We start from the raw sequence: 25,990 nt of genomic DNA, 5'->3' as shown, positions 1-25,990 counted from the left end.
CAGTATAATCTGGCCCATTGAAGGAGAAACACTGTGAGCGAAATCCAGAACACTAGCGACACCGAGCGCAAGGGCAACCGCCTCTCGAAGATCGTCACCCGCACCGGCGATGCCGGCACCACCGGCCTTGGCGACGGCAGCCGGACAACCAAGGACAGCCTGCGCATCGACTCGATCGGCGAAGTCGATGAACTCAACTCAAACATCGGCCTGCTGCTCTGCGAGGACATCCCCGCCCGCGTGCGCGCCGCGCTGCTCGACATCCAGCACGACCTGTTCGACCTGGGCGGCGAACTCTGCCTGCCCGGCATGAACATCATGAAGGACGCCCAGGTCGCCCGCCTGGAAGAACTGGCTGATGAGTTCAACCACGACCTGCCGATGCTCAAGGAATTCATCCTGCCCGGCGGCACCCGCCCGGCCGCCATCGCCCATGTCTGCCGCACCATTTGCCGGCGCGCCGAACGTTCGATGGTCCGCCTGCATGGCGCCGAGCCGCTGTCCGATGCGGCCCGTCGCTTTATCAATCGCCTTTCCGACCTGCTCTTCATCCTCGGCCGCGCCCTCAACCGGGCCGGCGGACGCGGTGACGTACTGTGGCAGAAAGGCAAGAACGCTGCCTGATATTTTCGGCGATCCGGCCACGGCCGGTAGCCCACCAGAGCCCAGTTAAACCGTGTTCCGCGTCAAGACCACCTACCGCAACGGCACCGCCCGCCCGATCATCGAACACGGGCCCTGGCATCCTGCGCGCAAAGAGGCGGAATACTGGGCAGAAACGCTGCGTGAATTCGGCTACGTCGTCGAAATCGAGACCCAACACGGCAAGATCGAGGGCAAGGACGACAACGCCGACCTCGCCGCCGCCCTGGCCGGCATGGCCTGACCAGCCCCCCGGCGCCTCGGCGCCAAAAAATTCGCGTAACATCGGCCAAAAATCCATAAACCATCAGGAGACAAGCCGATGCAAGCCCCCGGATTCAGCACACTCACCGTCACCCTCAGCGACCACATCGCCGAGGTCTGCCTCGACCGCCCAGACAAATCGAATGCCATGAATGCAGCGATGTGGCAGGAAATCCGCCAAGCCTTCGAGTGGGTCGATAGCACACCGGAAGCCCGCGTCGCCATCCTGTCCGGCGCCGGCAAGAACTTCTGTGCCGGCATCGATCTAGCCATGCTCGGCAGCATTCAGCAGCAGATCGCCAACCCGGATGGCGCCCGCAGCCGCGAAGCCCTGCGCCGCCTGATCCTCGACCTGCAGGATTGCCTGAGCAGCATCGAGCGCTGCCGCAAACCGGTTCTCGCCGCCATCCAGGGTGCCTGCGTCGGTGGCGCGCTCGATCTGGTCACCTGCTGCGACATGCGCTACGCCGCAGCGGATGCCATTTTCTCGATCAAGGAAATCGACCTCGGCATGGTCGCCGACGTCGGCACCCTGCAACGCCTGCCCCGCCTGATCGGCGACGGCATGGCCCGCGAGCTGGCCTACACCGGCCGCAACGTCGATGCGACCGAAGCGGAAAAGCTGGGACTGGTAAACCGGACGTTTGCCTCTGCCACCTTGGCCGAAGAAGTCCGCCAACTGGCGAAAACCATCGCCACCAAATCCCCCCTCGCCACGCGCGGCCTCAAGGAAGTGATGAACTACAGCCGCGACCATTCAGTCAGCGATGGACTGAATTACGTCGCCACCTGGAATGCAGCCATGCTGCTGTCAGCGGACCTGAACGAGTCAATCACCGCCCAACAAGAACGGCGTCCGGCGAGGTTTGCGGATTAAGACCGGAGACAGGGAGGTGGTGCGACAAAACACTTCCCTGCGCGATTAGCCAATCGTCTCTGTACGGCCAGGAGCGGACATGAGAATGCTCACCCAAAGCCGCCTTTGGGGCGCTAGCTTCCTTCAAAAATGACAAATGCGTTGATTGCGGTAAAGATTTCGCTATTGGCTCATATAAACGTAAGCATCTCCAACCTATCATTCCACCGGACCTGCGCGAAAAGCCGCGTAGGCCGCTCACTTCAAAGTTATGCGGTATGTTTCGCTGCATCACGGACAATTTTTTCTTGGTTCCTATCGGCGGGCATTTTGATTTAGGCTAGATCGCATGAGCATCAACATTAAATTGAACTGTCTTGCGCTTGGCGTGCCTGTTGTTCGCAGCATCTTTATTGCAGGGTTTCTTGCGAGCCTGGTTTCGGGTTGTGCACTTCTCCAACCGCCGACTATCGACCCCTCACCCCTGGAAGCCGGCAAACTCCCGGCGCCCGATATCACCGTCCGAATCCCACAGTTGGGCTCCTGTACCGATACGCCGGAGAAGGATATGTCCCTCGACTCATCACAGCCGGTCACCATTCTGGTGCACGGTTGTAATGGTTCAGCGGGACGGTTCCGCTCCCTCGCTCAGCTCTATGCGTTTCATGGCCAACAGGCGGTCTGTTTCAGCTATGACGACCGGGCCAGCTTGGTCCAAAGCGCCACACAGCTGGCTGAGGCGGTCGGGGCTCTGGCGGGGAAAGTGCGCAATCGCGACATTACGGTTATTGGTCACAGTATGGGCGGACTGATAGCGAGGAAGTCGATGGAAGGCGAGCACAGATCCGAGTGGGAGCGCGATGCGCTTAACGTGAACCTGGTAACCGTCTCGGCGCCACTTTCCGGCATTGCGGCGGCGAGTCCATGCGGCTATCGCGGTTTGCACTGGGCTAGTTTCGGTCTGGTGCCGCTCAGTTGCCGGGCGGTCAGCGGCGACAACTGGTACGAAATCACTTCATCTTCTGATTTCATCCGCCGCCCCGGTCCGCTGATCGCCTCAGTCCAGCGCTACCTGAAGGTGGTGACGGATGAGCGCGACAGCTGCCGCCGTCGTGACGACAAGGGCGCTTGCGTGGAGAGCGACTATATCTTCAGCCTAGCCGAGCAGTACCAGCCGATCATCGACAGCTACCCGCGCCTTGCCAACGTCGAAGTGGCGGCCGGCCACGTGGAGATCGTCGGCTACAAAGGAGTCGCGCCGCGCCAGTTGATTTCGATTCTGCAACAGCAGGGTTTGCTGGCCTCCACCGCAGCGGAACGCGAGGCGGCCTTCAACCTGCTGATAGCAGAGCTATACTGACGCCAAATTTATTGCCCGCTCCCGCGATGGCAAGAACAATAGGGGATCACGGTTTTCCGTTTTGATTGGCCGCTTTCAGACTGCGGCTAGGTCTGCAAAGGGCACGCTGGAGACGTTGAGTTTCCATTTGTCATCAGACCACAAAAATCGGGGCAAGACGAACGACAATCTCTCGAAATACGGCCCGGCCCAGCCGTCGCTAACGAAAGCCACCAATCATCAAAAAGCAAAAAGCCCGACCGGTTCACCGGTCGGGCTTTTTGCTTATCTGCTGCAGCGTGCTGCTTATTCCGAAGCTTCAGCTACCCGCCGAGCGCGAACGGCTGCTGCCAGCTTTTCCAGCACCTTCAGGCTATCGTCCCAGTTGATGCAGGCGTCGGTGACGCTCTGGCCGTAGGTCAGCGGCTTGTCCGCGACAATGTCCTGGCGGCCTTCGACGAGGTGGGATTCGACCATGACGCCTACGATGCGGTCTTCGCCACCGGCGATCTGTTCGGCAACGCTGTCGCAGACTTCCATTTGCAGCTTGTATTGCTTGCGGCTGTTGCCGTGCGAGAAATCGACCATCAGGCGGGCAGCCAGGCCGGACTTGGCGATTTCGGTGCAGGCGGCGTCGACGCTGGCTGCATCGTAGTTCGGTTCCTTGCCGCCGCGCAGGATGACGTGGCAGTCCTCGTTGCCCATCGTCGAGACGATGGCGGTGTGGCCGGACTTGGTCACCGACAGGAAGTGGTGCGGCGAATTGGCGGAGCGGATGGCGTCGACGGCAATGCGCATGTTGCCATCGGTACCGTTCTTGAAGCCGACCGGACAGGAAAGGCCGGAGGCCAGTTCGCGATGCACCTGCGACTCGGTGGTGCGGGCACCGATGGCGCCCCAGGCGATCAGATCGGCGGTGTATTGCGGGGTGATGGTGTCGAGGAACTCGGTGGCGCAAGGCAGGTCCAGCTCATTGACTTCGAGCAGGATACGGCGGGCCAGGCGCAGGCCTTCATTGATGCGGAAGGTGTTGTCCATGCGCGGGTCGTTGATCAGGCCTTTCCAGCCGACTGTGGTGCGCGGCTTTTCGAAATAGACGCGCATGACGACGATCAGGTCTTCGGCGTATTTCTCGGCTTCCTTGGCCAGCTTCTTCGCGTAGTCCATGGCCAGATCGTAGTCATGGATCGAGCAGGGGCCGATGACGACCAGCAGGCGGTCATCAGCACCATGCAGCACGCGATGGATGGCCTGGCGGGCGGCATAGGTGGTTTGCGCCGCCCGAGTGGACACCGGATACTCGCGGAAGACGTGGGCCGGCGGCACCAGCTCCTTGATTTCCTTGATGCGCAGGTCGTCGGTATTCGGTTTACTTTGCGGCGTCATGGCCAGCCCCATTCAAATATTGCTGAAAACCCGGCATTCTACCGGATGAGCATGGAAGATTTCGACCTCGTCCCTTCTTCGGAAATTCCGGCCACGCCCATCAAGGGGCGAGGTGCAACGAGCAATGTCGACCATCGTTTCAGCAGCGATACCCGGCAAAGCGTGGCTGATGGCTGGGCGCCGGCTGAAACTCAGCCGCCGAAAACCCGCCTGCTGGTCGAGAACGTGAAGGCATCATCAGCCGGAATGACTCGCCCGACCAACGCATGCCTATCTGGGGCTGTCGCCGGGGCTGGATTCGAAACGCAGATTTTCGCCAAACCTGCTGCGCGAAGAACTGGCCTGCCGGCGACAGGGGCTGAGCAACGCCATAACGGCGCTCGCCCCTTCACAAGTCAAAGCGTGCACCACGACTGAGCAAAACCGCCAGCTCAATTTATTCTGACGGTCTCGCCTGGCAGGCTATCCGCTCCCTACTTTGCCAGCTTCTCGTACATGCCAACGATATTGTCCATCGTCTCAAGAATGCGTTCGCCAGTCGTCGCCACATTGATCTGACTGACCTTCTTGTCGACCTCGCGGCCAGTCAGGGCATTCTCGAAGAAAAACCACTGCTGACGCGCGAGAGCCAGTTCGTCCTTGATCGCTTGCGTATTGTTCGGTGCCGCGGCCAATTCATCCAGTTTCTGAACGAATTCGGCCCGGTCTTTGTTGATCTCGCTCTGCGCATTGGCCGGTGCCACGCCCCAGGCCATGGCCTGGAAATACTTGCCCATACGCTGGGACAGCATGCGCTGACGCCCGGAAACGTTCACCAGGCCACCTTGGGTGCTACCGGAATAGCTCGCCAACTGTCCGGTCGCCTTGTTGGCAATGCTAACCAGTTGGTCGCTGACTTCAACAATCTTGCGGGCATTCTCCGGCGACACCTTGGCGCCGAACAACAAATCCTTGTAACCGATCCACGCTTTCTCCAGAGAAACATAGGTTTCCTTGATTTCCGGGGTCGGCGCATAGTTTTTCAGCTCGATCAGACGGCGATCGTAAAGACCAGAAACGCTCTCCAACTGGCGCTTGGAGCGATCAGCTTCGATGCCCATTCCAACCTGGAGGTAGAGGCGGGCCATCCGATGTGCCTGAAAGCGCAGGGATCCAGCCTTGTTGATGGCTGAATTGATATCACTGACCTGGGCCAGCGCATCGCCGCCCCCCATGCCGAGAAGCACGGCAAGCACAACACCAAGGAATGTCTTCACGAGGCCTCCGGGATAAATCGTCCTAAAAAACGGACAATAGCAATCAGCGCGGATATCCAACCATGATGAAAATCAACAATGTGAAGCAACTGTCAAAACCCGATCAGGGCAACTGAGTCAGATAGTTGGCAACAGCCGTGACGTCGTCATTTTTCAAGGTCGATGTTGCTATAGACATCAACTGGTTGCTGCGAATTCCCTTAGCGTCGCGATATTGAGTAATGGCGGTTTGCAGGTAAGGTAATTTCTGGCCCGCCAGACGGGGAAAAAGTTCGCCCCCGCGGGCCTGCTCACCATGGCAGCGAACGCACAGCTTGGCAAAAACAGCCTTGCCGTGAGGCACTTTCGCGGCATCGGCCGTTGATGGCGATACCGCGATATTGGCGTAATACAGGGCGATCTGGACACGTTCTTCGTCCTTGAGCACCTTGATCAGCCCTTGCATGAACTGGTCCTTGCGCTCGCCACTGCCAAATTTGCGAATCTGTTCAAGCAGGTAAGCCGGATTCTGACCGGCCAGATTCGGCACTTCGGGCGCCTTGCTGATGCCATCTTCACCATGGCAGTTGGCACAAAAGAAGGCGGCCTTCTTGCCGGCTTCAACCGCTGCTTTCTGCGCAGCGGGGTCGGCCTGGAGCGTTTTCAGGCGTTCCGGCGCGGTCGGCTGCGCGAAAAGTGTTGTCGAAACAAGCAAACCAGCCAGCACAAGAAATGAACGCATCATACAATTCCCTCACAATGTGTAGGGATTATGCCGTGCCGCCCACGGTCAGTCCATCAATACGCAGGGTCGGCTGGCCGACGCCGACCGGCACGCTCTGGCCATCCTTGCCGCAGGTACCAACACCGGGGTCCAGTTTCAGGTCGTTGCCGATCATGGAAACACGGGTCAGCGCGTCCGGGCCATTGCCGATCAGCGTCGCTCCCTTGATCGGGCGGGTCACCTGGCCGTCTTCGATCAGGTAGGCCTCGCTCATCGAGAAAACGAACTTGCCGCTGGTGATATCGACCTGGCCGCCACCAAAGTTGGCCGCATAAATCCCCTTCTTGACCGACTTGATGATTTCCGCCGGATCGTGCTCGCCAGCCAGCATCATGGTGTTGGTCATGCGCGGCAGGGGCAGATGGGCAAAAGACTCGCGACGGCCGTTGCCGGTCGGCGAAACGCCCATCAGTCGGGCATTCAGGCTGTCCTGCATGTAGCCCTTGAGGATGCCATCCTCAATCAGCACGGTGCGTTGCGTGGTGTTGCCTTCATCGTCGATGTTCAGCGAACCACGACGGTCGGCGATGGTGCCATCGTCGATCACGGTGACGCCCTTGGCTGCGACGCGCTGGCCGAGACGCCCACTGAAAGCCGAGCTGCCCTTGCGGTTGAAATCGCCTTCCAGGCCGTGGCCAACCGCTTCATGAAGCAGGATGCCCGGCCAGCCGGCGCCGAGTACCACCGTCATCTGGCCAGCCGGGGCCGGCTCGGCATGCAGGTTGATGATGGCCTGATGTACGGCTTCCTTGGCGTAGCGCTGGAGCACTTCGTCATCAAAATAGCCGAAGTCGAAACGGCCACCACCACCGGCCGAACCCTGTTCGCGCTTGCCGTTTTCCTCGACGATGACCGAAATGGAACAACGGACCAGCGGGCGGATGTCGGCCGCCAGGCGGCCATCGGAACCGGCAACGAGGATCACCTCGTATTCACCGGCCAGCGAAGCCATGACCTGCATGACGCGCGGATCGAGCGCCCGGGCAAAACCTTCCAGGCGTTCGAGCAGTTTGACCTTGGCATCAGCCGGCAAGGAAGCGATCGGATCGTGCGGCACATACAACGAGCGGGCTGCCGTCGTGGCAGAAAGCGCCGGCAGAATGCCGTTCTGGCCGGCTGCGGCAATCGCCCGCACGGCCTTGGCGGCATCGCCCAGCGCCATGGCGCTGATGTCGTCGGAGTAGGCAAAGGCGGTCTTTTCACCAGACAGGGCGCGGACACCAACGCCTTGGTCGATATTGAAGCTGCCCGATTTGACGATGCCCTCGTCGAGGCTCCACGCCTCGGAACGCGAATACTGGAAGTAGAGGTCGGCGTAATCGACCTGATGCGTCAGGATCTGGCCAAAGGTCCGCGTCAGATCGCCTTCGGTCAGCGAGAAGGGGGCCAGCAGCAGGGATTCGGCTTGCGCCAGCGCGCTGTTTTGCATCATGAATACTTCCTTAAAGTTTGCGGTGTGCGAGCGCCGGCAGGCTCTCGCGAATTTCGGCGATACGTTGGTGATCGAGGTCGGCGATGACCACGCCCGGCCCCTTCAGCTTGCGATCGAGGATTTCGCCCCAGGGATCGATGATCATGCTGTTGCCGTGGGTCATCCGGCCGTTTTCATGGCGGCCGCCTTGTCCGACAGCGAGAAGATAACATTGGTTCTCGATGGCCCGGGCGCGGAGCAGGATTTCCCAGTGCGCCCGGCCGGTCGTTTCGGTGAAGGCAGCCGGCACCAGGATCAGGTCGACCGGCGCCAAGGCCCGGTACAACTCGGGGAAGCGCAGGTCATAGCAGATCGACAGGGCGATGCGGCCAAAGGGCGTGTCCACTGCCACCAGCTGGCTGCCCGGCTCGATGAAACTGGCCTCGTCGTAGGACTCGTCGCCCTTCTTGAAACCGAACAGGTGCACCTTGTCGTAGCGACCGACGCACTCGCCGGCCGGGTTGAAGACCAGGCTGGAATTGCGCATTTTGTCGGGGCTGCTCGCCGCCAGCGGGATCGAACCGGCAAAGAGCCACACCCCATGGCGCTGCGTCGTCTCGGCTAGCCATTCCTGGACCGGGCCATGCCCGAAATCCTCGCGCGCCCGCACCCGGTCGGCATCGGCGGCGCCGATGATCGGAAAATACTCGGGCAGCACCACGAGCTGGGCGCCCTGCTCGACAGCCTGGTCGACCAGTCGCCCGGCAGTAGCCAGGTTTTCGGCGACACGCGGCCCGGAAACCATCTGCAAGGCGGCGATACGGCAATTCTGCTTGCTCACGGCTTGCTTTCCACGGCGGGTTTATTTTCCACGGCTTTGCCCTCTTCTTCCGGCTTGGTTTTGACTTCCTGCGCTGACTCGCCGGCCTTGTCGATTTGCGGATCAGCCCAGGTGCCGGTGACATGATAGCGGTAGCTGAACAGCCGGTTGAGCGGCTTTTGCAGCACAGTGTTGGCAACCAACGCCGCAGCCCCGACCACCGGGTTGATCAGCGCCGCCGTGCCGACCGCAGCCAGCCCGCCAAGCTCCGGACGGACGACGACCTGCAGATCCTGCGTCTCCGTTTTCAGGTCGGTTTCGCCCTGCATTTCGACCTGCGCGGCCGGGCCGCTGATCCGCAACGGCTCGGTCGTTCGCATGACGCCCTTGCGGACCGACAGTTTGGCATCGATGCTGTCGAAAGCCAGGCCATCGCTGAAGATGTCGCGAAAATCGAGCGTCAGCCGGCGTGGCAGGGATTGCAGCGAGATCAGGCCAAGCAGCTTGCCGACGCCCGGTTCCAGCTTGTTGAACTGCCCCTTCTCGGCGACGACCGCCATCTGCCCGGTCAGCGACGGGTAATGAATTCCGGTCAGCGGGCCGCTCCATTGCAGGTCGCCGGTGAGTTTGGCGCTGCCCCGGCGCACCGTATCGGCATAGCCCAGGCGGTCCAGCAGCTTGCCGATATCCTTGGCCGTCAGCTCGAAATCGAGCCGCGTCTGATGTCGCCCGCTATTGACCCAGATGCCCTTGCCTTTCAGGCCGCCGTCCGGATTCTGCAAATTCAGCGTATCGAGGTGCCACGCCCCCTTGTCGTTACGTGCTTTCAGGTCCAGCTTGCCGAGCGCCTTGTCACCGATGTGAAAATCCTCGACGACCAGGCTCATACCGGGCAAGGTATTGATCAGGGTCGTGCTGCCTTCGCCAATTTCGGTCGCCGGCCGCACGATCAGTCGCTTGAAATTGCCTTCGACCCAGCCTTCACCGGCACTCTTCCAGAAAACATCGCCCACCGCTTCGCGGGTGTTCAGGCCGATCTGCCAGCCGCCATCACGCGGCCGCAGGCTGAGATCAACCTGGCTGAAATCGCGCTCGAACACCCGCAGTTGCGGTGTTTTCAGCGTCACCACATTCAGGGCCAGGCCACCGCTATCCAGGGTCGCCCCGTTTCCGTTGTCGGGCAGGAAATTCTTCCAGGCATCGGCATCGATGCGCGGCGTCGCCACCCGCACGGCCAGCCCTTTTTCCGGCAGGCGCGGCTCAGCATCGCCGACGGCGAAGACACCACGCTCCCAGTTATCCAGTCGGCGAACGATCACCCCCTGGCCGATCTTGCCGAGCGTGATCCGGTATTGCTCGCGCTGGGCATCCGGCGTGGAGCGCTCGATGCGCAGGGCCAACGGTGTTGTCGCATTCTTGTTCAACGGCTCGGGCAATGGCGAACTGACGCCCAGCAGATCCGACTCGACCACCACTTCGGCATTGCGGCGGCGGATGTTGATATCGGCCTTCCAGCCGGCACTACCCGTCAAGTAGTTGATCAGCGGCCAACCAAAATGCTTGCTCACCTCGCCGATATTCGCCGTCCCGCTGGCCACCACCCCGACCTTGTCGCCGGCACTCTTGACCAGGACCTTGAGCGGTCCGCCGAAGACCCGACCAACGATATCCTGGGCGACCACCGAATTTTCGGTCAGCTGCAGACGGCCATTGACCTGGGTCAGCGGCGGCAAACCGGCCAGCGGCTGCAGCTGGTTGTTCTGGAAACGGTAGTCGCCGCGCATCTTGGTGTCGATCACATGGCGCAGCGGAATGTCGAGCTCAAGATTCAGCGTGCCATTGCCCACCGCTTTCATGCCATCGGTGAAGCGATCGATCTTCTCGGAGACCGGGCTCTGCTCCATGAAACGGAAGAATTCCGTGGTCGGCCCCTGGGCGAGGCCGCGCACGAGCAGCATTTCCTCATGCGATTCGAAATCGGGAATATCCACCGTCACATCCGACAACGAGGCGCCAAGGATGCGCCCCTTGCTGGCAAGGATCTTCATGCCGGTGCCGAAGCTCATGTCGGCATCGATATGTTCGATGGTCGGCCAGCCGGCGGCGTAGTCGATCTTGGCTTCCGTCGCCTTGGCGGTGACGATGAACTTGCCGCTCTTGCCGTCGCGGAACGGGAAATCCTTGAGATTGCCCTTGAGCACCAGCCGGCCATCGTAGCCACGGCCGGCGACGATGCCGCGCTTCAACCAGTTCCGCGCTTCGGCATTGACCACATGCGGCATGTAACGCCAGACGGCGCGTCCATCGGCCCGGTCGACACTGGCCGTCAGGTCGATTTCACCGGGACCTTGGCCGGTATAACGGTAAGAGCCGAGAGCCGAACCGGCCGCATCCGGGCCGGCAAACTCCAACTTTTCCAGCTTGATATCGACGGCCTCTGCTGAGTTTTTCCAGCTGGCCCGCGCTTTCAGGGTATCCAGCGCAATATCCGGCTCGGGGAAAATGGCCGGCAGCGACAGGCCTGAAGTCGTGGAATTCAGCGTCAATTCACCGCCTTTTTCGGTCAGGTCGATATTGCCGGAGAGGCCCGAGGCCCCGGGGAAATAGCGATCGGCCTCGATGCCCAACTGGCGGAAGTTCGTCTTCAGGCTGTAGCGCTTGAGGGTCTCGCCATCCAGCGACCAGCTCGTCTTCAATTCGGAAATCTGGCCCTGCGGACGATGACGGATCAGCAAATCCCGGCTATGGGCGTCCAGCGGCATGTAAGCCGCCAGTCGTGCCAGCACCGACAAATCGAGGAAGCTGGCGCTGGCATTGCCGCTCAGCGCGGCGCTCTTCGGGTCCTGCCGCCATTCGACCTTGAAATCGGTCGGTGCGATACGAATGCCGTCCTGCGTCAATAGTTCGACCTTGTGGCCGACCAGCGCCCACGCATCCGCCTTGTAACGCCCTTCCAGACGGCCGCGCATGCTGGCCAGGTCGAGTTCCGGCAGTTTGCGTCCGAGGCGGATGCGCAATTCCTCCAGTGCCACGTCGGCCGTCACCTTGCCGGCGCCATCGTCGATATCGCCCCAGATGCGCAAGGCGCCTCGGCCCTGCGGCAGGTGCACGGGGTAATCGACCCACGGCTGCCAACCGGCGAGATCGGCGTAATCGAGCTCGACAAAAACCTTGCCGGACAGGTTGTCCAGCGCCTCGCCGAGATCGCCCTTGACCTCGCCTCGAATGTCGATGCGCGCGGCCAGAGACTCCGGCGGCACCGCCGACAACCCGAAGCGATGGCGGCGCCCACTGTTGTCCAGGGCGAACTGCAGATCTTCCAGCACCAGCGGCGGCGCCTTGCGCAGCCGGTCGTCCCAGACGATGGTGGCGTCGCGGATACGGATGCGCTTTTGTTCGAGTACCCATTCGGCAAAGGCCGGGTCGCTCTCGCCCTCGGTATCCATGCCGGCGATGGTGAGCTTGCCGCTGGTTTCCCGGCGCACATGCAGCACCGGGCCGTCGAAAGCCAGCAAGGCCAGGGTCGGGCGCAGTCGCAACAGGCTTTGCCAGGACAGCACGCCTTCGACCCGGGCCAGCGAAAAGGCCGGCGCGCCCTGGCGATCGGCGACCACGACATCGTCGAGCACCAGATCCGGGTTCAGCCCCTGCCAGCGCGCCTCAATCCGGCCGATGGAGACCGGCTGGCCGACCGCTTTCGTCGCCGCCTGCTCGATCTGCACCCGGTAGTCCGAAATCTTGGGCAACACGGCATAGCGCAAGGCGAGCAGCAAAATGGCAAAGGCCAGCCAGGCGGCCAGAACACCCCAGCCCAGCAGGCGCAGGGCGCGGCCAACGGCCGGCTTGGCCAGGATAGGCCACAGCCAATGCAGGCGGTGATACAGCCCGATACGAACATCCTGCGAAATCACGCCGGAATTCCGGCTCAGCGGGTCATTCACGCGTCAAGCCGCTTTGCCATGGAAGGTAATAGGTCACTACAATCAGCAGATAGCGAAAACCAACATTCTATCCTTTTCGGCTAAACCGCCGACCGACCATCATGGACACCACCCTCGATCCCCGCTGGCAAGCCGCTGTCGACCACAGCCGCTACCTGGCCAACCAGCTCAATGCCCACCCGGACCTGATTCCGGAACTGGCCGCCACCTGGCACCAGCCCCTCTCCGAGGAACTGCTGCTGGCGCCGTTGCAGCGGGAATTCGCCGACGACGATACGGTCCGCTCCGTGCTGCGCCGCCTGCGCCATCGTGCCATGGCCCACCTGGTCCTGCGCGATCTGGGCGGCCTGGCGCCGCTGGCCGAAATTGTCGAGAGCATGACCCTGCTCGCCGATGTGACGACCAACTTTGCGCTCGATTATTACCACCGCCAACTGGTCGCCACCTACGGCGAGCCGCTGGACAAGCAGGGCCGCCCGCAACGCCTGATGATCATCGGCATGGGCAAGCTCGGCGGGCGTGAGCTGAATGTCTCCTCCGACGTCGATTACATCTTCATCTACCCGGAAGACGGCGACACCGCCGGCCCGAAGAGCATCGAGAATTTCGACTTTTTCACCCGCCTCGGCAAGCGCATCATCGGCGCCCTCGGTGACCTGACCGCCGACGGCCAGGTCTTCCGCGTCGACATGCGCCTGCGCCCAAACGGCGATTCCGGCCCGCTGGTCTGTTCGCTCGATGCGCTGGAAAACTACTTCATCACCCAGGGCCGCGAGTGGGAGCGCTACGCCTGGATCAAGGGTCGGACCATGAACGCCGGCGCCAACCTGCAGCCGGACTGGGTGACGGCAATGCAGAAAATTGCCCGCCCCTTCGTCTTCCGCAAGTATCTCGATTTCGGCGCCATCAACGCCATGCGCGACCTGCACGCGCAAATCCGCCGCGAAGTGGCGCGCAAGGACATGGCCGACCATGTCAAGCTCGGCCCGGGCGGCATCCGTGAAATCGAATTCATGGCCCAGGTTTTCCAGCTGATTCGCGGCGGCCGCGACATGGCGCTGCAGATCCGCCCGACGCTGTCGGTGCTTGCCCTACTGGTCGACCGGAAGCTGATCCCGGCCGAAACCGAGCAGGAACTGCGCGAAGCCTACATCTTCCTGCGCCGCCTCGAGCATCGCCTGCAGTACGTCGAAGACAAGCAGACGCACATGCTGCCGGTCGAAGACGGCGAAAAAGCCAGGATTGCCCGCAGCATGGACTTCCCGGACTGGGCGTCGATGCTCGCGGTGCTCGACGACCACCGCACCAAGGTCAGCCGGCACTTCGAAGCCGTCTTCTCCGATCCTGAAGCCGGGGAACATCCGCTGATCGGCCTGTGGCAAGGCCAGATGGACGAAGAAACGGCCATCGAAGCCTTCGGCAACCTCGGCTTCCGGCACCCCCGGGAGGCGATCGCCCGCCTGGCCGAACTGCGTGCTTCCAGTCGTTACCAGCAACTGCCGGCCACCAACCGCTCCCGCCTCGACGCCGTCGGCCCGCGCCTGATCGAAGCCGCCGGCGCCACCGGCGCCCCCGACACGACACTGGCCCGCGGCATCAGCTTCCTCGAAGGCATCGCCCGCCGAGGGTCGTATCTGGCCCTGTTGCAGCAATACCCGATGGCGCTACGCCGTGTCGCCGACATGATCTGCGCCTCCAACTGGGCGGCTGAGTACCTGAACCGCCACCCGCTGCTGCTCGACGAGCTGCTCGACCCTCGCCTTTACGAGATCGCCACCAACTGGGCCGGTTTCCGTGAAAATCTGCGCGACAACCTGGCCCAGCATGCCGGCGATACCGAGCGGGAGATGGACATCCTGCGTGAAATGCACCACGGCCAGGTCTTCCGGCTGCTGGCGCAGGATCTGGCCGGCCTGCAGACCATCGAGCATCTGTCCGACCATCTGACCGAACTGGCCGACACCATCGTCCAGGAAACCCTGCCGCTGTGCTGGCAGACGATCAAGAAGCGGCATTGTGAAACGCCGAAATTCGCCATCATCGGCTACGGCAAGATGGGCGGCAAGGAACTGGGCTACGCCTCCGACCTCGACCTCGTTTACCTCTACGAAGACGACGATCAGGACGCCCCGGAAAACTACACTCGCCTCGGCCAACGGCTGAATTCCTGGCTATCGAGCCAGACCTCGGCCGGCATCCTGTTCGAGACCGACCTGCGGCTACGCCCGAATGGCGACTCCGGCCTGCTCGCCGTCTCCGTCGATGCTTTCCGCGATTACGAGCTGAACAACGCCTGGGTCTGGGAACACCAGGCCCTGACCCGCGCCCGCTTCTGCGCCGGCGATCCGGCCGTCGGCCAGCGTTTCGAGGAAATCCGCTGCGAAATCCTGCGCCAGCCGCGCGACCTCGCCAAGCTGAAGGAAGAGGTCATCGCCATGCGCCGCAAGATGCTCGACGCGCATGCCTCGAAGAGCGAAACCGAATTCGGGCTCAAGCACGACATCGGCGGCATCGTCGATGTCGAGTTCATCGTCCAGTATCTGGTGCTTGGCTATGCCCATCAGCACGCCAGCCTGACCGGCAACCTGGGCAACATCGCCCTGTTGCGCATGGCCGGCGAACTGGGCCTGATCGATCCGCAGCAAGCCAAGGCCGCCGGCAACGCCTATCGCGAATACCGGCGCCTGCAGCACGCCAAGCGACTATCGGCCACGCCCAAGGCACCGATTCCGCGCGACGCCATCGAGAACCACATTGCGGCCGTAGAAGCCCTCTGGATGGGCGTCTTCGGCACCCGCTAAATCAGCGGCGGTCATCCTCATCCCGGCGTTTTGAACGACGCTCATCGCGCTGCTCGCCACGACCGCGCTCATCACGTTGGGCGCCAGGCCCACGCTGTTCCGGGGCGGTCCGTATTTCGGGCTGGCCTCGCCGGCCCATCTCCTGGGCGGGCGGCTGGCGGCTTTCCATTTCACGACGCGGCGCTGGCGACTGGACCGAGGGCGGCATAGGCGCCGGCGCCTGCTGCACGGGCGCCTGATGGCCACGCTCCTGACGGTACTGCGGCACCGGCTCCGGACGCGGCGCCTCGCGACGCTCGTAGCGTGGCGCCGCCTGCGGGTGGTGCTCAGGCTGCCAACCACCGCGCTGCTGGCGCCAGTTGCGGCCATCCCGCTCCCAGCGCGGCTCAATCCAGCGATACCCCGGGCGCGGCGCCTCCCATCGCCCGGGAATCCAGACGTGCTGATGGCCGCTCCAGTTCCAGTAGCCCCCTATCCACAGGTAACCAACGGCCGGCGCATAGCCGGGATGCTCGATACGCTGCGGCGGCGGCTCGACATAAACAGGGTCGCCATAGACCGGGTAAGTGTCGTACGGGGCCACCACGCAGCCGCCGAGCAGCATGGCGGCAGTCAATGCGGCGATAAGCAGTCTTTTTTTCATGGCTTTTCCCCTCGGGGTTTAGTGTCGTTATCAGATTAACGCTGCCGCCTGGCTTTGGACAGACCGCTCACAGCCGGTGTTACGAAGTGTTGCATCTGAGCAGCCAGGCCACAAACAAAAAAGCCGCCTGACGGCGGCTTTCGGGGATTGGAGCAGCTTACTTCTGCAGCGAATCGCGAATCTGGCGCAGCAGCAGCACATCTTCCGGGGGCGGCGGGGCTTCGGCCGGCGCCGCCGGTTCTTCCTTGCGCAGGCGGTTCATCTGCTTGACCATCATGAAGATGATGAAGGCGAGGATGACGAAATTGACCAGAATGGTCAGGAAAGAGCCGTAGGCAAAGACGGCGATACCGGCTTTCTTCAGATCGGCCAGCGTTGCCAGGTTGTTCGGGTTGTCACCGAGCACGACAAACAGGTTGGAAAAATCGAGCTTGCCAACGATACGGCTGACCAGCGGCATGATCAGGTCGCCGACGATGGAGTCGACGATCTTGCCGAAAGCGCCGCCGATGATCACGCCAACGGCCAGATCCATGGCATTGCCCTTGACCGCAAATTCCTTGAATTCCTGAATCATTCCCATACTGTTTTCTCCGTGGATATTGGTTTATTGACCGTTTGATTATTCTCTTCAGCAAGGAACAAGGTCAAGCATTTTTCATATTTTCAGGTTTCATTACAGTGCTTTACACAGCCGATCGGCGGCAGCCCGCAAAGTTTCCTCGCGCTTGGCAAAGCAGAAGCGGACAACCTTGTCATCGCGCCCATCCGCATTGAAAACCGAAACCGGAATGACCGCGACACCCACTTCCCGCGCCATCCATTCGGCAAAGGAGCGGTCGGGCAAATCGGAAATCCGGTCGTAGCGCGCCAGCTGGAAATAGGTGCCGCGGCAAGGCAGCAGTTCAAAGGGCGTCCCCGCCATCAAGCCACGGAAAAAGTCCCGCTTTTCCTGATAGAAGGCCGCCAGCCCGAGATGGCGCGAGGCATCCTGCATGTATTCGGCAATCGCCAGTTGCGACGGGGCATGCACGGTAAAGACGTTGAACTGATGCACCTTGCGGAACTCGGCCATCAGGGCGGCCGGCCCGACCACGTAGCCGATCTTCCAGCCGGTGATGTGATAGGTCTTGCCGAAGCTGGAAACAACGATGCTGCGCGCTGCCAGCTCGGCATGACCGCACAGGCTGGCGTGCTGCTCGCCGTCGAACAGGATATGTTCGTACACCTCATCGGACAGAATCACGATATCCGTGCCACGGACCAACTCCGCCAGCTTGTCGAGATCGGCCGCCGTCAGCAGGCTGCCAGTCGGGTTGTGCGGCGAGTTGACGATGATCATCCGCGTCTTCGGCGAGATCAGCCCGGCGACCTGCGCCCAGTCCGGGGCGTAATCCGGGAATTTGAGCTGGGCGTAGACCGCCGTGCCGCCGACCGTCTCGATGGCTGGCACGTAGCTGTCGTACACCGGCTCGAAGACGATCACCTCGTCGCCCGGCCGGACGAAGGCGGCGATGGCGGTAAAGATCGCCTGCGTCGCCCCGGCCGTGACCGTCACTTCGGACTCGACATCGAAACGCGGGCCGTACAAGGCCGCCACCTTGTCCACGATGGCCTGGCGCAACTCAGGCAAGCCGGCCATCGGCGCGTACTGATTGCGCCCGGCCAGCATGTGGCGGTGCACGGCGTCGAACAGCGCCGGCTCGGCCTGAAAATCGGGAAAGCCCTGCGACAGGTTCACCGCCCCGCACTCGGCGGCTAGCCGGCTCATCACGGTGAAGATGGTCGTTCCCATGTTCGGGAAGCGGGAGTCGATCTGAATACTGGTTTGCATGGTTCCTGCGCTCAACGGCAAAAAGTGGCTGAAATCATGCGGCAAGGCTGGCGCACGAACAAGCATCGGCTTCAAAAAAGGTTTAGTATTACATCCGTTATAACAAGATTCGGAGACGTCCATGTTCGCACTCAAACTGACCCAGATCGGCAATTCGGTGGGCGTTGTGCTGCCCAAGGAAGCCCTGGCCATGCTGCATGTCGACAAGGGCGACACGGTTTATCTCGTCGAATCACCCGAAGGCTTTTCGATGACGCCTTACGACCCCGAAGTTGCGCGACAGGTTGAAGCCGGCCGCGAGTTCATGCGCGAATTCCGCGACACTTTCCACGAACTCGCCAAGTAGCATGTTCATCTGGATCAACCGGCGGGCTTTATTGCTCCTGCACGGTGAGAGTCTGGTGCTGCACGGCGGCGCCCAGGGCATCCGCGATGAAGGCTTGCTCGACTCGGCGCTGGCACGACCGGAAAACCTCCTCCACTATGGCAACCCAGACCTTTTTGACTGCGCTGCCGCCTATGCCTTCGGACTGGCCAAAAACCATCCCTTCATTGACGGTAACAAGCGAGCCGGCTTTCTTGGCGCCGGTATGTTCCTGCGTCTGAATGGCTACCGCCTGACCGCCACCCAACAGGACGCTACGCTAACCATGCTCGCCCTCGCCGCCGGAGAAATTGGCGAGAGCGATTACGCCGCTTGGCTGCGCACCCACACAGCACCACTCTGACCCATGAACATCGACGGTATCCCCACTCGCACCCTGCGCGCCCATCCTGAGCGGCGCGCCATCGACATCATCGACCAGACCCGGCTGCCGCATGCGCTGCACTGGGTGCGCGTCGCCACGCTGGAAGAGGCGGCCCACGCCATCCGCGCCATGCAGGTCCGGGGCGCGCCGCTGATCGGCGCCACCGCCGCTTACGGCCTGGCCATTGCGCTCGATTTCGAGGCTTCCGACCACCGGCTGGATGAAGCTCTGGCCGTGCTCGGCTCAACGCGCCCGACGGCCGTCAATCTGCACTGGGCGCTGGCCCGGATGGAAAAAGTCCTCCGCCCGCTGGCGCCGGAAGCACGCTGCGAAGCTGCCTGGACCGAGGCTGCCGCCATCGCCGAGGAAGACGTGGCGCAGAACGCCGCCATCGGCCAGCACGGACTCAAGCTCTGGAATGACCTGATCGTCGCCGACGGCCAGACCCTGAACATCATGACCCACTGCAACGCCGGCTGGCTGGCCACGGTTGACTGGGGCACGGCACTGTCGCCGATCTATGCGGCGCACGATGCCGGCGTGCCGGTGCATGTCTGGGTTTCGGAAACCCGCCCCCGCAACCAGGGGCTGCTCACCGCCTGGGAACTGGAACAGCACGGCGTGCCGCACACCCTGATCGCCGACAACGCTGCCGGCCTGCTGATGCGCAACGGCAAGGTCGACGCGGTGATCGTCGGCGCCGACCGCATTGCCGCCAACGGCGACGTCGCCAACAAGGTCGGTACCTACCTGAAGGCGCTGGCCTGCGCCGACAACGGCATTCCCTTCTACGTCGCCGCGCCGCGCTCGACCCTTGATTTCGCCTGTCCCGAGGGGGCCAGCATCCCGATCGAGGAACGTGACGGCGACGAATTCCGCCTGGTGCACGGCCTCGACAGCCGCGGCGTGCCATCCGCGCTGCGCCAGTTGCCGGCTGGCGAGGATGTTGCCAACCCGGCCTTCGACGTGACACCGAACTGGCTGGTCAAGGCCATCATCACCGAACGCGGCATCTGCCCGGCCAGCCGCGAAGGCCTGCTGGCCCTCTATCCGGAGGAAGCCCATGGCTGACCTGCGCACCCAACTGATCAGCACCGCCCGCGCCATGCAGCCGGCCGGCCTCAACCGCAGCACCGCCGGCAACGTCAGCGTGCGCAGTGGCGAGGGCTTCTACATCACACCGACCGGCATGGCCTACGAGGCCCTGCGCGACGACGATATTCCGCTGATGGGGCTCGACGGTTCGCATGTCGGTAGCCGCAAGCCCTCATCCGAGTGGCGCTTCCACCGCGACCTCTACGCCAGCCGCCCGGAAATCGGCGCCGTACTGCACGCCCATTCGCCCTTCGCCGTCAGCCTGGCCTGCCTGCGCCAGGGCATTCCGGCCTTCCATTACATGATCGCCCGCTTTGGCGGCGACAGCATTCGTTGCGCCCGCTACGCCATTTTCGGATCGGAAGCGCTTTCGACTGCCGCCATGGCCGCGATGGATGGCCGCAAGGGCTGCCTGCTGGCCAACCACGGCATGCTGGTCGCCGGCCGCGACCTCGCCGAGGCACTGGCCTTGGCCATCGAGCTGGAAGAATTGTGCGAACAATACTGGCGGGCCAGCCAGCTCGGCAGCCCGGTTTTGCTTTCGACCGACGAAATGGCCGAGGTGCTCAACAAGTTCAAGGGCTACGGACAGCAATGAGCCAGCCTCAACACGACATCTCGCGCTGGGCCCACCAACACCAGTACAGCACAGGCAACGCAGCCGCCGAACGCGGCACCCGGCTGGTCATGTGGATCACCATCGCCACGATGCTGGTCGAAATCCTTGCCGGCTGGTGGTTCAACTCGATGGCCGTGCTGGCCGATGGCTGGCACATGAGTTCGCACGCGCTGGCCATCGGCCTCTCGGCCTTTGCCTATGCCGCCGCCCGCAAGTACGCGGCCGACCCCAGCTTCGCCTTCGGCACCTGGAAAATCGAGGTGCTGGCCAGCTACACCAGCGCCATCTTCCTGCTCGGTGTTGCCGCGGCCATGGTCTTCGGTTCGCTCGAACGCCTGTGGTCGCCGCAGACCATCCATTATCCGGAAGCGATGGGCGTTGCCATCCTCGGCCTGGCGGTCAATCTGGTCTGCGCGCTGATCCTCGGCAAAGCCCACGATCACGGGCATCACCACCATCATCACGGCGATGACCACGCCCACCACCATCACCACGACCTGAATCTCAAGGCGGCCTACATCCATGTCATCACCGATGCGATGACCTCGGTACTTGCGATCGCCGCGCTGGCTGGTGGCTGGTTCTATGGCTGGGCCTGGCTGGATCCCGCGACGGGGCTGGTCGGCGCCGTGCTGGTCGCCCTCTGGGCCAAGAACCTGATCGTGCAAAGTAGCCATGTGCTGCTCGACCGCGAAATGGACCACCCGGTGGTCGCCGAAATCCGCGAAGTCATCGGACAATTGCCGCAAGCCGGCAACACGCAACTGACTGACCTGCACGTCTGGCGCGTCGGCAACGGCGCCTATGCCTGCGCGCTCAGCCTGCTCACCCACGATCAGGCGCTGACGCCGCTGCAAGTCCGCAGCGCATTGGGGATCCATGAGGAAATCGTGCACGCCACGGTGGAAATCCACCGCTGCGATGTCTGTCAGGGAACCGCCGATTAAAGCGGTTTCGGCGCGCCCACGCGCCGGTAAATCAAGACGCTGAATCCCCGCTGCTACGGCAACGCGGGGTCAATCAGCCGACGCTCAGGAAAGCTCGTGCCGCTCGCGCTCGATCTTGGCGATGTAGCGCTGGATACGCACCTCGTCGCCACTCGACAAGTCGTTGAACTGCATCCCGATGCGCCAGTGACGGTTGCCGCCGCGGCTTTCCTGCTCCAGCACATTGCGGATCGTGGCGCTGAAGAACAGGTCCTTGCCATCACCGGGCAGGGAAAAATGGCAGTTGGCGAGCACTACACCGGGCACAATGCCTTCAGGCACGACAGCCGCATTGACCCCGATACCGGATACCGAAATATCGTGCACCGGTAGTTTGAGCAGCGTACCGTCCGCCAGGCGGCCGAAAAACTCCAGCGGATTGATCCGCGGCGTTTCGATACGGAAATATTCCCGGCGCTGCAGCCGCACAACGTACTGCGGCAAGGTAACCGCAAACGCCTTGCTGCCCTCGTAAACCACTTCGCGGGCCGCACCGGTGGTGAATTGAACATGAACCCCGCCCGGCCGCCCGATGAAAATATTGCGCTCGCTGCGCAGCAGGCGCTGATTGGTCTCGACGCTGCCGCTGCAATCGAAAATCAGCTGCCCCTTCTCCACCTGCGCGGCCAGCGGAGTGGTCAGGAACATCTCGGCAGCCCCTCCGAACTGGACGGAAAACGGCTCACGTTCCTTGGCATAGCCCCCGAGCAGGAAGGCAACCGGCTTTACTCCGGTAACGCGGAAACGCGCTTCGATTTCGGCTTCGGACAACTGGGCAATCTGGGTCATGACAATTCCAACACGCGTAACAGCGAGGACGTATCGTCACGCCCCCAGCCTTGCGCCATCAGCGCATTCAATTGTTGATCGACGACCGCGGTGAGCGGCACCGGCACACCGCTACAGCGGGCCGCTTCGAGCACCAGACCGAAATCCTTGTGATGCAGGCGCGCTTCGATGCCGGCCGAAAAATCACGGCGCACCATGCGCTCCCCCATCACATCAAGCACACGCGAAGCGGCCGAACCGCCGGCCAGCGCCTGCCGCACCTTGGCGCAATCGACACCGGAAGCCGTAGCAAGGCGCATCGCCTCGGCCGCTGCCTCGATGGCGGCGACCATGATCATCTGGTTGCAGGCCTTGGCCACCTGCCCGGCCCCATTCGGCCCGACATGAACAATCAGCTTGCCCAGACAGGCCAGCAGCGGCCGCACGCGTTCCAGCACTTCGGCGTCGCCGCCGGCCATGATCGCCAGCGAGGCATCGATGGCGCCTTGAACACCGCCGGAGACCGGCGCATCGAGCATGTGGATACCTTTTTCGGCCAGCCGTGCCGCAACATGGCGTGCCGTATCGGGCGCAATGGTCGAGCAGTCGATCAGCACCGAACCGGCGGCCATCCCCTCGCGCAGGCCATCCTTGCCGAGCGCCACGCCTTCGACATCGGCACTGGAGGTAATGACCGTGAACACCACCTCACAGCAGCGTCCGAGTTCAGCCGGGGTCGCGCAGACCTTGGCCGGCAGTTCGCCGATACTTTCCGGCCGGCGAGCCCAGACCGCCAGTTCGTGACCGGCGCGCTGCAAATGCAGCGCCATCGGGCGCCCCATGACCCCCAGGCCGATGAAACCGACTCTCATGCCTGTCCTGACAGCCTTTCCAGCAATTTCAGCACGGCGATGGAATCTTCCTCACCCAGACCGCTGCCAACCATGGCATTGAACATCTGCGCCGTGGCGGCCGAACCCGGCAGACAGAGGCCAAGCTCATGCGCGGTCTGCATGACGATATTCAAATCCTTCTCATGCATCCAGCTCTTGAAGCCCGGCTTGAAATTACGGTCGAGCATGCGCTGGCCGTGGTTTTCGAGAATCTTCGAATAGGCAAAACCGCCGAGCAGCGCCTCGCGCACCTTGCCGGCGTCGACGCCATTCTTGGCGGCGAAGGCGAAGGCCTCGGCGACGGCAAGCACACCCATGCCGGTGACAATCTGGTTGGCGGCCTTGGCCACCTGCCCGGCACCGGAGGCACCGACGTGGACAATGTTCTTGCCCATGCACTCAAAGGCCGGTTTCGCCCGGGCAAAGGCGGCTTCGGCACCGCCGGCCATGATCGACAAGGTACCGGCAATGGCCCCGACTTCACCACCGGAGACTGGCGCATCGACAAAATCGATGCCGGCCGCCGCCAGGTCGGCACCAATCTGGCGGGCAGCCGCCGGCGCGATGGTGCTCATGTCGACCGCCACCAGGCCGGATTCCCCCGCCGCGGCAACACCGCGCATGACTTCGGCGACATCGGGGGCATCGGCCACCATGGAAATTACCAGTTCGTTGCCACGGGCGGCTTCGGTCGGGTTGGCTGCACCTTTGGCACCGGCGTCGAGCAAGGCTTGCATGGATTCGGCGCGGCGCGCCCAGACGGTCACCTGATGGCCGCCCTTGATCAGGTTGAGCGCCATCGGACGCCCCATGATGCCCAAACCGATAAATCCGATTTTCATGCTGAACTCCGTGTCGACAAGACCGGAATTTTAGGCGCCAACGCCCCCAGCGCAAAGCCCATCAGGCCTGCAGGGCAGCAAATTCCTGAAAGCGGCCGACGCCGACCACTTCTTCCGCACAAACCGGCTGATAAAAGTGGAAGCCCTGCACGCGTTCGCATTCGAGCGTGCGGAGGAATTCGGCCTGGGCGAAGTTTTCGACGCCCTCGGCCACCAGTTGCAGCCCCAGCGAGCGGCCGAGCAGGACGATGGAGGTGACCAGCGAGGCAGCATCCGGATCGGTTTCGACATCGGCCAGGAAGGAGCGATCGATCTTCAGGCGATCCAGCGGGAAGCGACGCAGGTAAGCCAGCGACGAATAGCCGGTGCCAAAGTCATCGATGGCCAGTTTGACGCCCATGGCCTTGAGCTGGGCGAAGGTCTGGATCGCCTCATCGACACCGTGCATGATCGTGCTTTCGGTGATTTCCAGTTCCAGGCGCCCGGCGGGCAAGCCGGTTTCAGCCAGAATCGCCTGCACCGATGCGATGAACTCAGGCTGCCGGAACTGGTGCGCCGAGATGTTGACGGCCATTTCCCCCATGTCGATCCCGGCATCGAGCCAGGACTTGACCTGCCGGCAGGCGGTGAGCAGCACCCAATGACCAAGCGGCAGGATCAGGCCGCACTCTTCGGCCACCGGAATGAATTCGACCGGCGGAATCAGGCCGCGCTGTGGATGCCGCCAGCGCACCAGTGCCTCGACGCCGACGATCTTGCCACTGAGCAGATCGATCTGCGGCTGGTAATGCAGGATCAGCTGGTTCTCAGCCAGGGCAGACCACAGTTCGCTTTCGAGATGCAGGCGCTTGTTGGCGGCCGCATTCATCGGCTCGGTGAAGAATTTATAGTTGTTGCGACCGTTGGCCTTGGCGTAATACATGGCCGTATCGGCATTGCGGATCAAGGCCTGGGCATCCCGACCATCTTCCGGATAGAGACTGATGCCGATTGATGGCGTGCTGTGCAGCACATGGCCGTCGATATTGCATGACTCACCGATCACCCCGACCAGCCGATTGACCAGTTCGATGACCGTCTCTTCACTGAACAGGCGATCGATGACAACCACGAATTCGTCCCCCCCCAAGCGGAAAAGACGCTTCGTCTTGTCCATCTGGCCGCCCAGTCGGCGCGCCAATTCGCTCAGCAGGCGGTCGCCGGCATGATGGCCGAGCGAGTCGTTGATGGTCTTGAAATTATCCAGGTCGATGATCAGCAGCGCCATGCGGTTGATGCCGGGCACGGCACCATCGAGGATGGCGTCGAGATGGGCATCGAGCGCCAGCCGATTCGGCAGATTGGTCAGCGGATCATGGCGAGCCAGAAATTCAAGACGCTCCGCCTGTGCCTTGTTTTCGCTGGTATCGGTAAATACGCTGACGAAATGCGAGACGTGCACGCCATCTTCGCAGATGGCCGTAATCCGCATCTGCTTGGGATAGATCGCGCCATCCTTGCGGCGATCCCAGAGCTCGCCTTCCCAGTAACCGTTCTCGGCAACGAAATCCCAGATATTGCGATGAGAACCCAGGCCGTGATGTCCGGCACTGAGCATGGTCGGCGTCTTGCCCAGGACATCGTTGCCGGCATAGCCGGTAATCTGTTCGAACGCGGCGTTGACCGAGAGAATTCGCTGGGCGCTGTCGGTGACGATCATCGCTTCGGAGACGTGATCGACGATCAGGCACTGCAGGGCCAACTTGGCTTCCGTCTGGCGCTTTGCCGAGAGCAACTGCCGATAAGCCTGGGCAACAAGGAAAGTGAGAAACACGCCCAGAACGAGGAGCAGAAGCGTCCACGTCGGCAAGCCCTGCGGATTCGGGAGGCCCGGCAAAAGGGCAATTCCGGCGTCCGCATGGCGGCTGGCGATCCACAGGTCAAGGCCGATCAGGCCCCAGGCCAGAACGACCGCCCCCATGGCGAACAACACGAATTTTCGGCCGGCTACGGCCGGACTTTGCGTCAAAGTATTACTTTCCGGATACACGCGTTGCCCGGAGTTTAGCCGAGACGAATCAATGTTTCAGCGGAATTTTTGAC

At 62.3% G+C, this 25,990-nt stretch carries 24 protein-coding genes; 11 read left to right on the top strand and 13 right to left on the bottom strand.

The window, feature by feature from the left end; translation table 11 throughout:
* Positions 1-33: 33 nt before the first annotated feature.
* From KI617_RS04310 to KI617_RS04295, 4 genes are all read left to right on the top strand, one after another.
* Positions 34-624, top strand: a complete 591-nt coding sequence (locus KI617_RS04310) for a cob(I)yrinic acid a,c-diamide adenosyltransferase (RefSeq protein WP_226450792.1) — start codon at positions 34-36, stop codon at positions 622-624.
* Positions 625-676: 52 nt separating this feature from the next.
* On the top strand, positions 677-886 hold the full coding sequence (locus tag KI617_RS04305) for a hypothetical protein (RefSeq protein ID WP_226450791.1): 210 nt from the start codon (positions 677-679) through the stop codon (positions 884-886).
* Positions 887-964: 78 nt separating this feature from the next.
* The gene (locus KI617_RS04300) at positions 965-1,783 is read left to right on the top strand and encodes a crotonase/enoyl-CoA hydratase family protein (RefSeq protein WP_226450790.1); all 819 of its coding nucleotides are present in this window, start codon (positions 965-967) and stop codon (positions 1,781-1,783) included.
* Positions 1,784-2,111: 328 nt separating this feature from the next.
* The gene (locus KI617_RS04295; protein ID WP_226450789.1) at positions 2,112-3,122 is read left to right on the top strand and encodes an esterase/lipase family protein; all 1,011 of its coding nucleotides are present in this window, start codon (positions 2,112-2,114) and stop codon (positions 3,120-3,122) included.
* Between the two features lie 285 nt (positions 3,123-3,407).
* Here KI617_RS04295 and aroG read toward each other — a convergent pair whose 3' ends face one another.
* Positions 3,408-4,487 (bottom strand): 3-deoxy-7-phosphoheptulonate synthase AroG, encoded by a 1,080-nt coding sequence (gene aroG / locus KI617_RS04290; RefSeq protein WP_226450788.1) that lies wholly within the window; start codon positions 4,485-4,487, stop codon positions 3,408-3,410.
* 51 nt (positions 4,488-4,538) lie between these two features.
* On the opposite strand from aroG, the gene KI617_RS04285 reads away from it, so the two are divergent.
* A complete protein-coding gene (locus tag KI617_RS04285; protein WP_226450787.1) occupies positions 4,539-4,904 on the top strand; it encodes a hypothetical protein in 366 nt (121 codons plus the stop codon).
* Positions 4,905-4,960: 56 nt separating this feature from the next.
* On the opposite strand, the gene KI617_RS04280 is transcribed toward KI617_RS04285, so the two are convergent.
* The 5 genes from KI617_RS04280 to KI617_RS04260 form a co-directional block, all read right to left on the bottom strand.
* Positions 4,961-5,743 (bottom strand): type IV pili methyl-accepting chemotaxis transducer N-terminal domain-containing protein, encoded by a 783-nt coding sequence (locus KI617_RS04280; RefSeq protein ID WP_226450786.1) that lies wholly within the window; start codon positions 5,741-5,743, stop codon positions 4,961-4,963.
* Between the two features lie 103 nt (positions 5,744-5,846).
* Positions 5,847-6,467 (bottom strand): c-type cytochrome, encoded by a 621-nt coding sequence (locus tag KI617_RS04275; protein ID WP_226450785.1) that lies wholly within the window; start codon positions 6,465-6,467, stop codon positions 5,847-5,849.
* A 25-nt stretch (positions 6,468-6,492) separates the two neighbouring features.
* Positions 6,493-7,938, bottom strand: a complete 1,446-nt coding sequence (gene tldD / locus KI617_RS04270) for a metalloprotease TldD (protein ID WP_226450784.1) — start codon at positions 7,936-7,938, stop codon at positions 6,493-6,495.
* A 10-nt stretch (positions 7,939-7,948) separates the two neighbouring features.
* Positions 7,949-8,758, bottom strand: coding sequence for a carbon-nitrogen hydrolase family protein (locus tag KI617_RS04265; protein WP_226450783.1), 810 nt, complete (start codon positions 8,756-8,758; stop codon positions 7,949-7,951).
* Positions 8,755-12,678 (bottom strand): YhdP family protein, encoded by a 3,924-nt coding sequence (locus KI617_RS04260; RefSeq protein WP_226450782.1) that lies wholly within the window; start codon positions 12,676-12,678, stop codon positions 8,755-8,757. The genes KI617_RS04265 and KI617_RS04260 overlap by 4 nt, the downstream gene beginning before the upstream one ends.
* 101 nt (positions 12,679-12,779) lie before the next feature.
* On the opposite strand from KI617_RS04260, the gene glnE reads away from it, so the two are divergent.
* On the top strand, positions 12,780-15,479 hold the full coding sequence (gene glnE, locus KI617_RS04255) for a bifunctional [glutamate--ammonia ligase]-adenylyl-L-tyrosine phosphorylase/[glutamate--ammonia-ligase] adenylyltransferase (protein WP_226450781.1): 2,700 nt from the start codon (positions 12,780-12,782) through the stop codon (positions 15,477-15,479).
* Between the two features lies 1 nt (position 15,480).
* Here the strand turns inward: glnE and KI617_RS04250 are convergent, their stop codons facing one another.
* The 3 genes from KI617_RS04250 to KI617_RS04240 all read right to left on the bottom strand — a co-directional run bounded on the left by KI617_RS04250 (position 15,481) and on the right by KI617_RS04240 (position 17,956).
* Positions 15,481-16,122: a hypothetical protein gene (locus tag KI617_RS04250; RefSeq protein WP_226450780.1), complete on the bottom strand. Its 642-nt coding sequence runs from the start codon at positions 16,120-16,122 to the stop codon at positions 15,481-15,483.
* Positions 16,123-16,279: 157 nt separating this feature from the next.
* A complete protein-coding gene (gene mscL / locus KI617_RS04245) occupies positions 16,280-16,705 on the bottom strand; it encodes a large conductance mechanosensitive channel protein MscL (protein ID WP_226450779.1) in 426 nt (141 codons plus the stop codon).
* Between the two features lie 93 nt (positions 16,706-16,798).
* Positions 16,799-17,956 carry a pyridoxal phosphate-dependent aminotransferase gene (locus KI617_RS04240; protein ID WP_226450778.1) on the bottom strand — a complete coding sequence of 386 codons (1,158 nt, stop codon included), beginning with the start codon at positions 17,954-17,956 and terminating at the stop codon, positions 16,799-16,801.
* A gap of 121 nt (positions 17,957-18,077) precedes the next feature.
* Between KI617_RS04240 and KI617_RS04235 the strand changes: the two genes are divergently transcribed.
* The 5 genes from KI617_RS04235 to dmeF are packed head-to-tail and all read left to right on the top strand — an operon-like array spanning position 18,078 to position 21,366.
* Entirely contained in the window at positions 18,078-18,302 is a 225-nt protein-coding gene (locus tag KI617_RS04235; protein WP_226450777.1) for an AbrB/MazE/SpoVT family DNA-binding domain-containing protein, read from the top strand.
* Between the two features lies 1 nt (position 18,303).
* Positions 18,304-18,684: a type II toxin-antitoxin system death-on-curing family toxin gene (locus tag KI617_RS04230; protein WP_226450776.1), complete on the top strand. Its 381-nt coding sequence runs from the start codon at positions 18,304-18,306 to the stop codon at positions 18,682-18,684.
* A 3-nt stretch (positions 18,685-18,687) separates the two neighbouring features.
* Complete coding sequence (gene mtnA / locus KI617_RS04225; RefSeq protein ID WP_226450775.1) at positions 18,688-19,776, top strand: S-methyl-5-thioribose-1-phosphate isomerase; 1,089 nt, start codon at positions 18,688-18,690, stop codon at positions 19,774-19,776.
* Positions 19,769-20,398, top strand: a complete 630-nt coding sequence (locus KI617_RS04220; protein ID WP_226450774.1) for a class II aldolase/adducin family protein — start codon at positions 19,769-19,771, stop codon at positions 20,396-20,398. Before mtnA ends, KI617_RS04220 begins: the two co-directional genes overlap by 8 nt.
* Positions 20,395-21,366 carry a CDF family Co(II)/Ni(II) efflux transporter DmeF gene (gene dmeF / locus KI617_RS04215; protein WP_226450773.1) on the top strand — a complete coding sequence of 324 codons (972 nt, stop codon included), beginning with the start codon at positions 20,395-20,397 and terminating at the stop codon, positions 21,364-21,366. Before KI617_RS04220 ends, dmeF begins: the two co-directional genes overlap by 4 nt.
* Positions 21,367-21,450: 84 nt before the next feature.
* Here the strand turns inward: dmeF and KI617_RS04210 are convergent, their stop codons facing one another.
* The 4 genes from KI617_RS04210 to KI617_RS04195 all read right to left on the bottom strand — a co-directional run bounded on the left by KI617_RS04210 (position 21,451) and on the right by KI617_RS04195 (position 25,880).
* Positions 21,451-22,194: a flagellar brake protein gene (locus KI617_RS04210; protein ID WP_226450772.1), complete on the bottom strand. Its 744-nt coding sequence runs from the start codon at positions 22,192-22,194 to the stop codon at positions 21,451-21,453.
* Complete coding sequence (locus tag KI617_RS04205; RefSeq protein WP_226450771.1) at positions 22,191-23,045, bottom strand: NAD(P)-dependent oxidoreductase; 855 nt, start codon at positions 23,043-23,045, stop codon at positions 22,191-22,193. Before KI617_RS04205 ends, KI617_RS04210 begins: the two co-directional genes overlap by 4 nt.
* Complete coding sequence (locus tag KI617_RS04200; protein ID WP_226450770.1) at positions 23,042-23,908, bottom strand: NAD(P)-dependent oxidoreductase; 867 nt, start codon at positions 23,906-23,908, stop codon at positions 23,042-23,044. Before KI617_RS04200 ends, KI617_RS04205 begins: the two co-directional genes overlap by 4 nt.
* Before the next feature lie 61 nt (positions 23,909-23,969).
* Entirely contained in the window at positions 23,970-25,880 is a 1,911-nt protein-coding gene (locus KI617_RS04195; protein ID WP_226450769.1) for a putative bifunctional diguanylate cyclase/phosphodiesterase, read from the bottom strand.
* Positions 25,881-25,990 lie beyond the last annotated feature (110 nt).

Origin of the sequence: Ferribacterium limneticum (assembly GCF_020510625.1) — a bacterium.
Taxonomy (GTDB): domain Bacteria; phylum Pseudomonadota; class Gammaproteobacteria; order Burkholderiales; family Rhodocyclaceae; genus Azonexus; species Azonexus limneticus_A.
The sequence above is the reverse complement of the archived record's forward strand: the minus strand, read 5'-3'. Positions and strand labels throughout refer to the sequence as shown.

Excerpts from the sequence above, each read along its gene's own strand:
- KI617_RS04300 (WP_226450790.1), top strand. The coding sequence starts at position 965 with ATGCAAGCCCCCGGATTCAGCACACTCACCGTCACCCTCAGCGACCAC.
- KI617_RS04295 (WP_226450789.1), top strand. The coding sequence starts at position 2,112 with ATGAGCATCAACATTAAATTGAACTGTCTTGCGCTTGGCGTGCCTGTT.
- aroG (WP_226450788.1), bottom strand. The coding sequence starts at position 4,487 with ATGACGCCGCAAAGTAAACCGAATACCGACGACCTGCGCATCAAGGAA.
- KI617_RS04285 (WP_226450787.1), top strand. The coding sequence starts at position 4,539 with ATGGAAGATTTCGACCTCGTCCCTTCTTCGGAAATTCCGGCCACGCCC.
- KI617_RS04275 (WP_226450785.1), bottom strand. The coding sequence starts at position 6,467 with ATGATGCGTTCATTTCTTGTGCTGGCTGGTTTGCTTGTTTCGACAACA.
- tldD (WP_226450784.1), bottom strand. The coding sequence starts at position 7,938 with ATGATGCAAAACAGCGCGCTGGCGCAAGCCGAATCCCTGCTGCTGGCC.
- glnE (WP_226450781.1), top strand. The coding sequence starts at position 12,780 with ATGGACACCACCCTCGATCCCCGCTGGCAAGCCGCTGTCGACCACAGC.
- KI617_RS04250 (WP_226450780.1), bottom strand. The coding sequence starts at position 16,122 with ATGAAAAAAAGACTGCTTATCGCCGCATTGACTGCCGCCATGCTGCTC.
- mscL (WP_226450779.1), bottom strand. The coding sequence starts at position 16,705 with ATGGGAATGATTCAGGAATTCAAGGAATTTGCGGTCAAGGGCAATGCC.
- KI617_RS04240 (WP_226450778.1), bottom strand. The coding sequence starts at position 17,956 with ATGCAAACCAGTATTCAGATCGACTCCCGCTTCCCGAACATGGGAACG.
- KI617_RS04235 (WP_226450777.1), top strand. The coding sequence starts at position 18,078 with ATGTTCGCACTCAAACTGACCCAGATCGGCAATTCGGTGGGCGTTGTG.
- KI617_RS04230 (WP_226450776.1), top strand. The coding sequence starts at position 18,304 with ATGTTCATCTGGATCAACCGGCGGGCTTTATTGCTCCTGCACGGTGAG.
- mtnA (WP_226450775.1), top strand. The coding sequence starts at position 18,688 with ATGAACATCGACGGTATCCCCACTCGCACCCTGCGCGCCCATCCTGAG.
- KI617_RS04220 (WP_226450774.1), top strand. The coding sequence starts at position 19,769 with ATGGCTGACCTGCGCACCCAACTGATCAGCACCGCCCGCGCCATGCAG.
- dmeF (WP_226450773.1), top strand. The coding sequence starts at position 20,395 with ATGAGCCAGCCTCAACACGACATCTCGCGCTGGGCCCACCAACACCAG.
- KI617_RS04210 (WP_226450772.1), bottom strand. The coding sequence starts at position 22,194 with ATGACCCAGATTGCCCAGTTGTCCGAAGCCGAAATCGAAGCGCGTTTC.
- KI617_RS04205 (WP_226450771.1), bottom strand. The coding sequence starts at position 23,045 with ATGAGAGTCGGTTTCATCGGCCTGGGGGTCATGGGGCGCCCGATGGCG.
- KI617_RS04200 (WP_226450770.1), bottom strand. The coding sequence starts at position 23,908 with ATGAAAATCGGATTTATCGGTTTGGGCATCATGGGGCGTCCGATGGCG.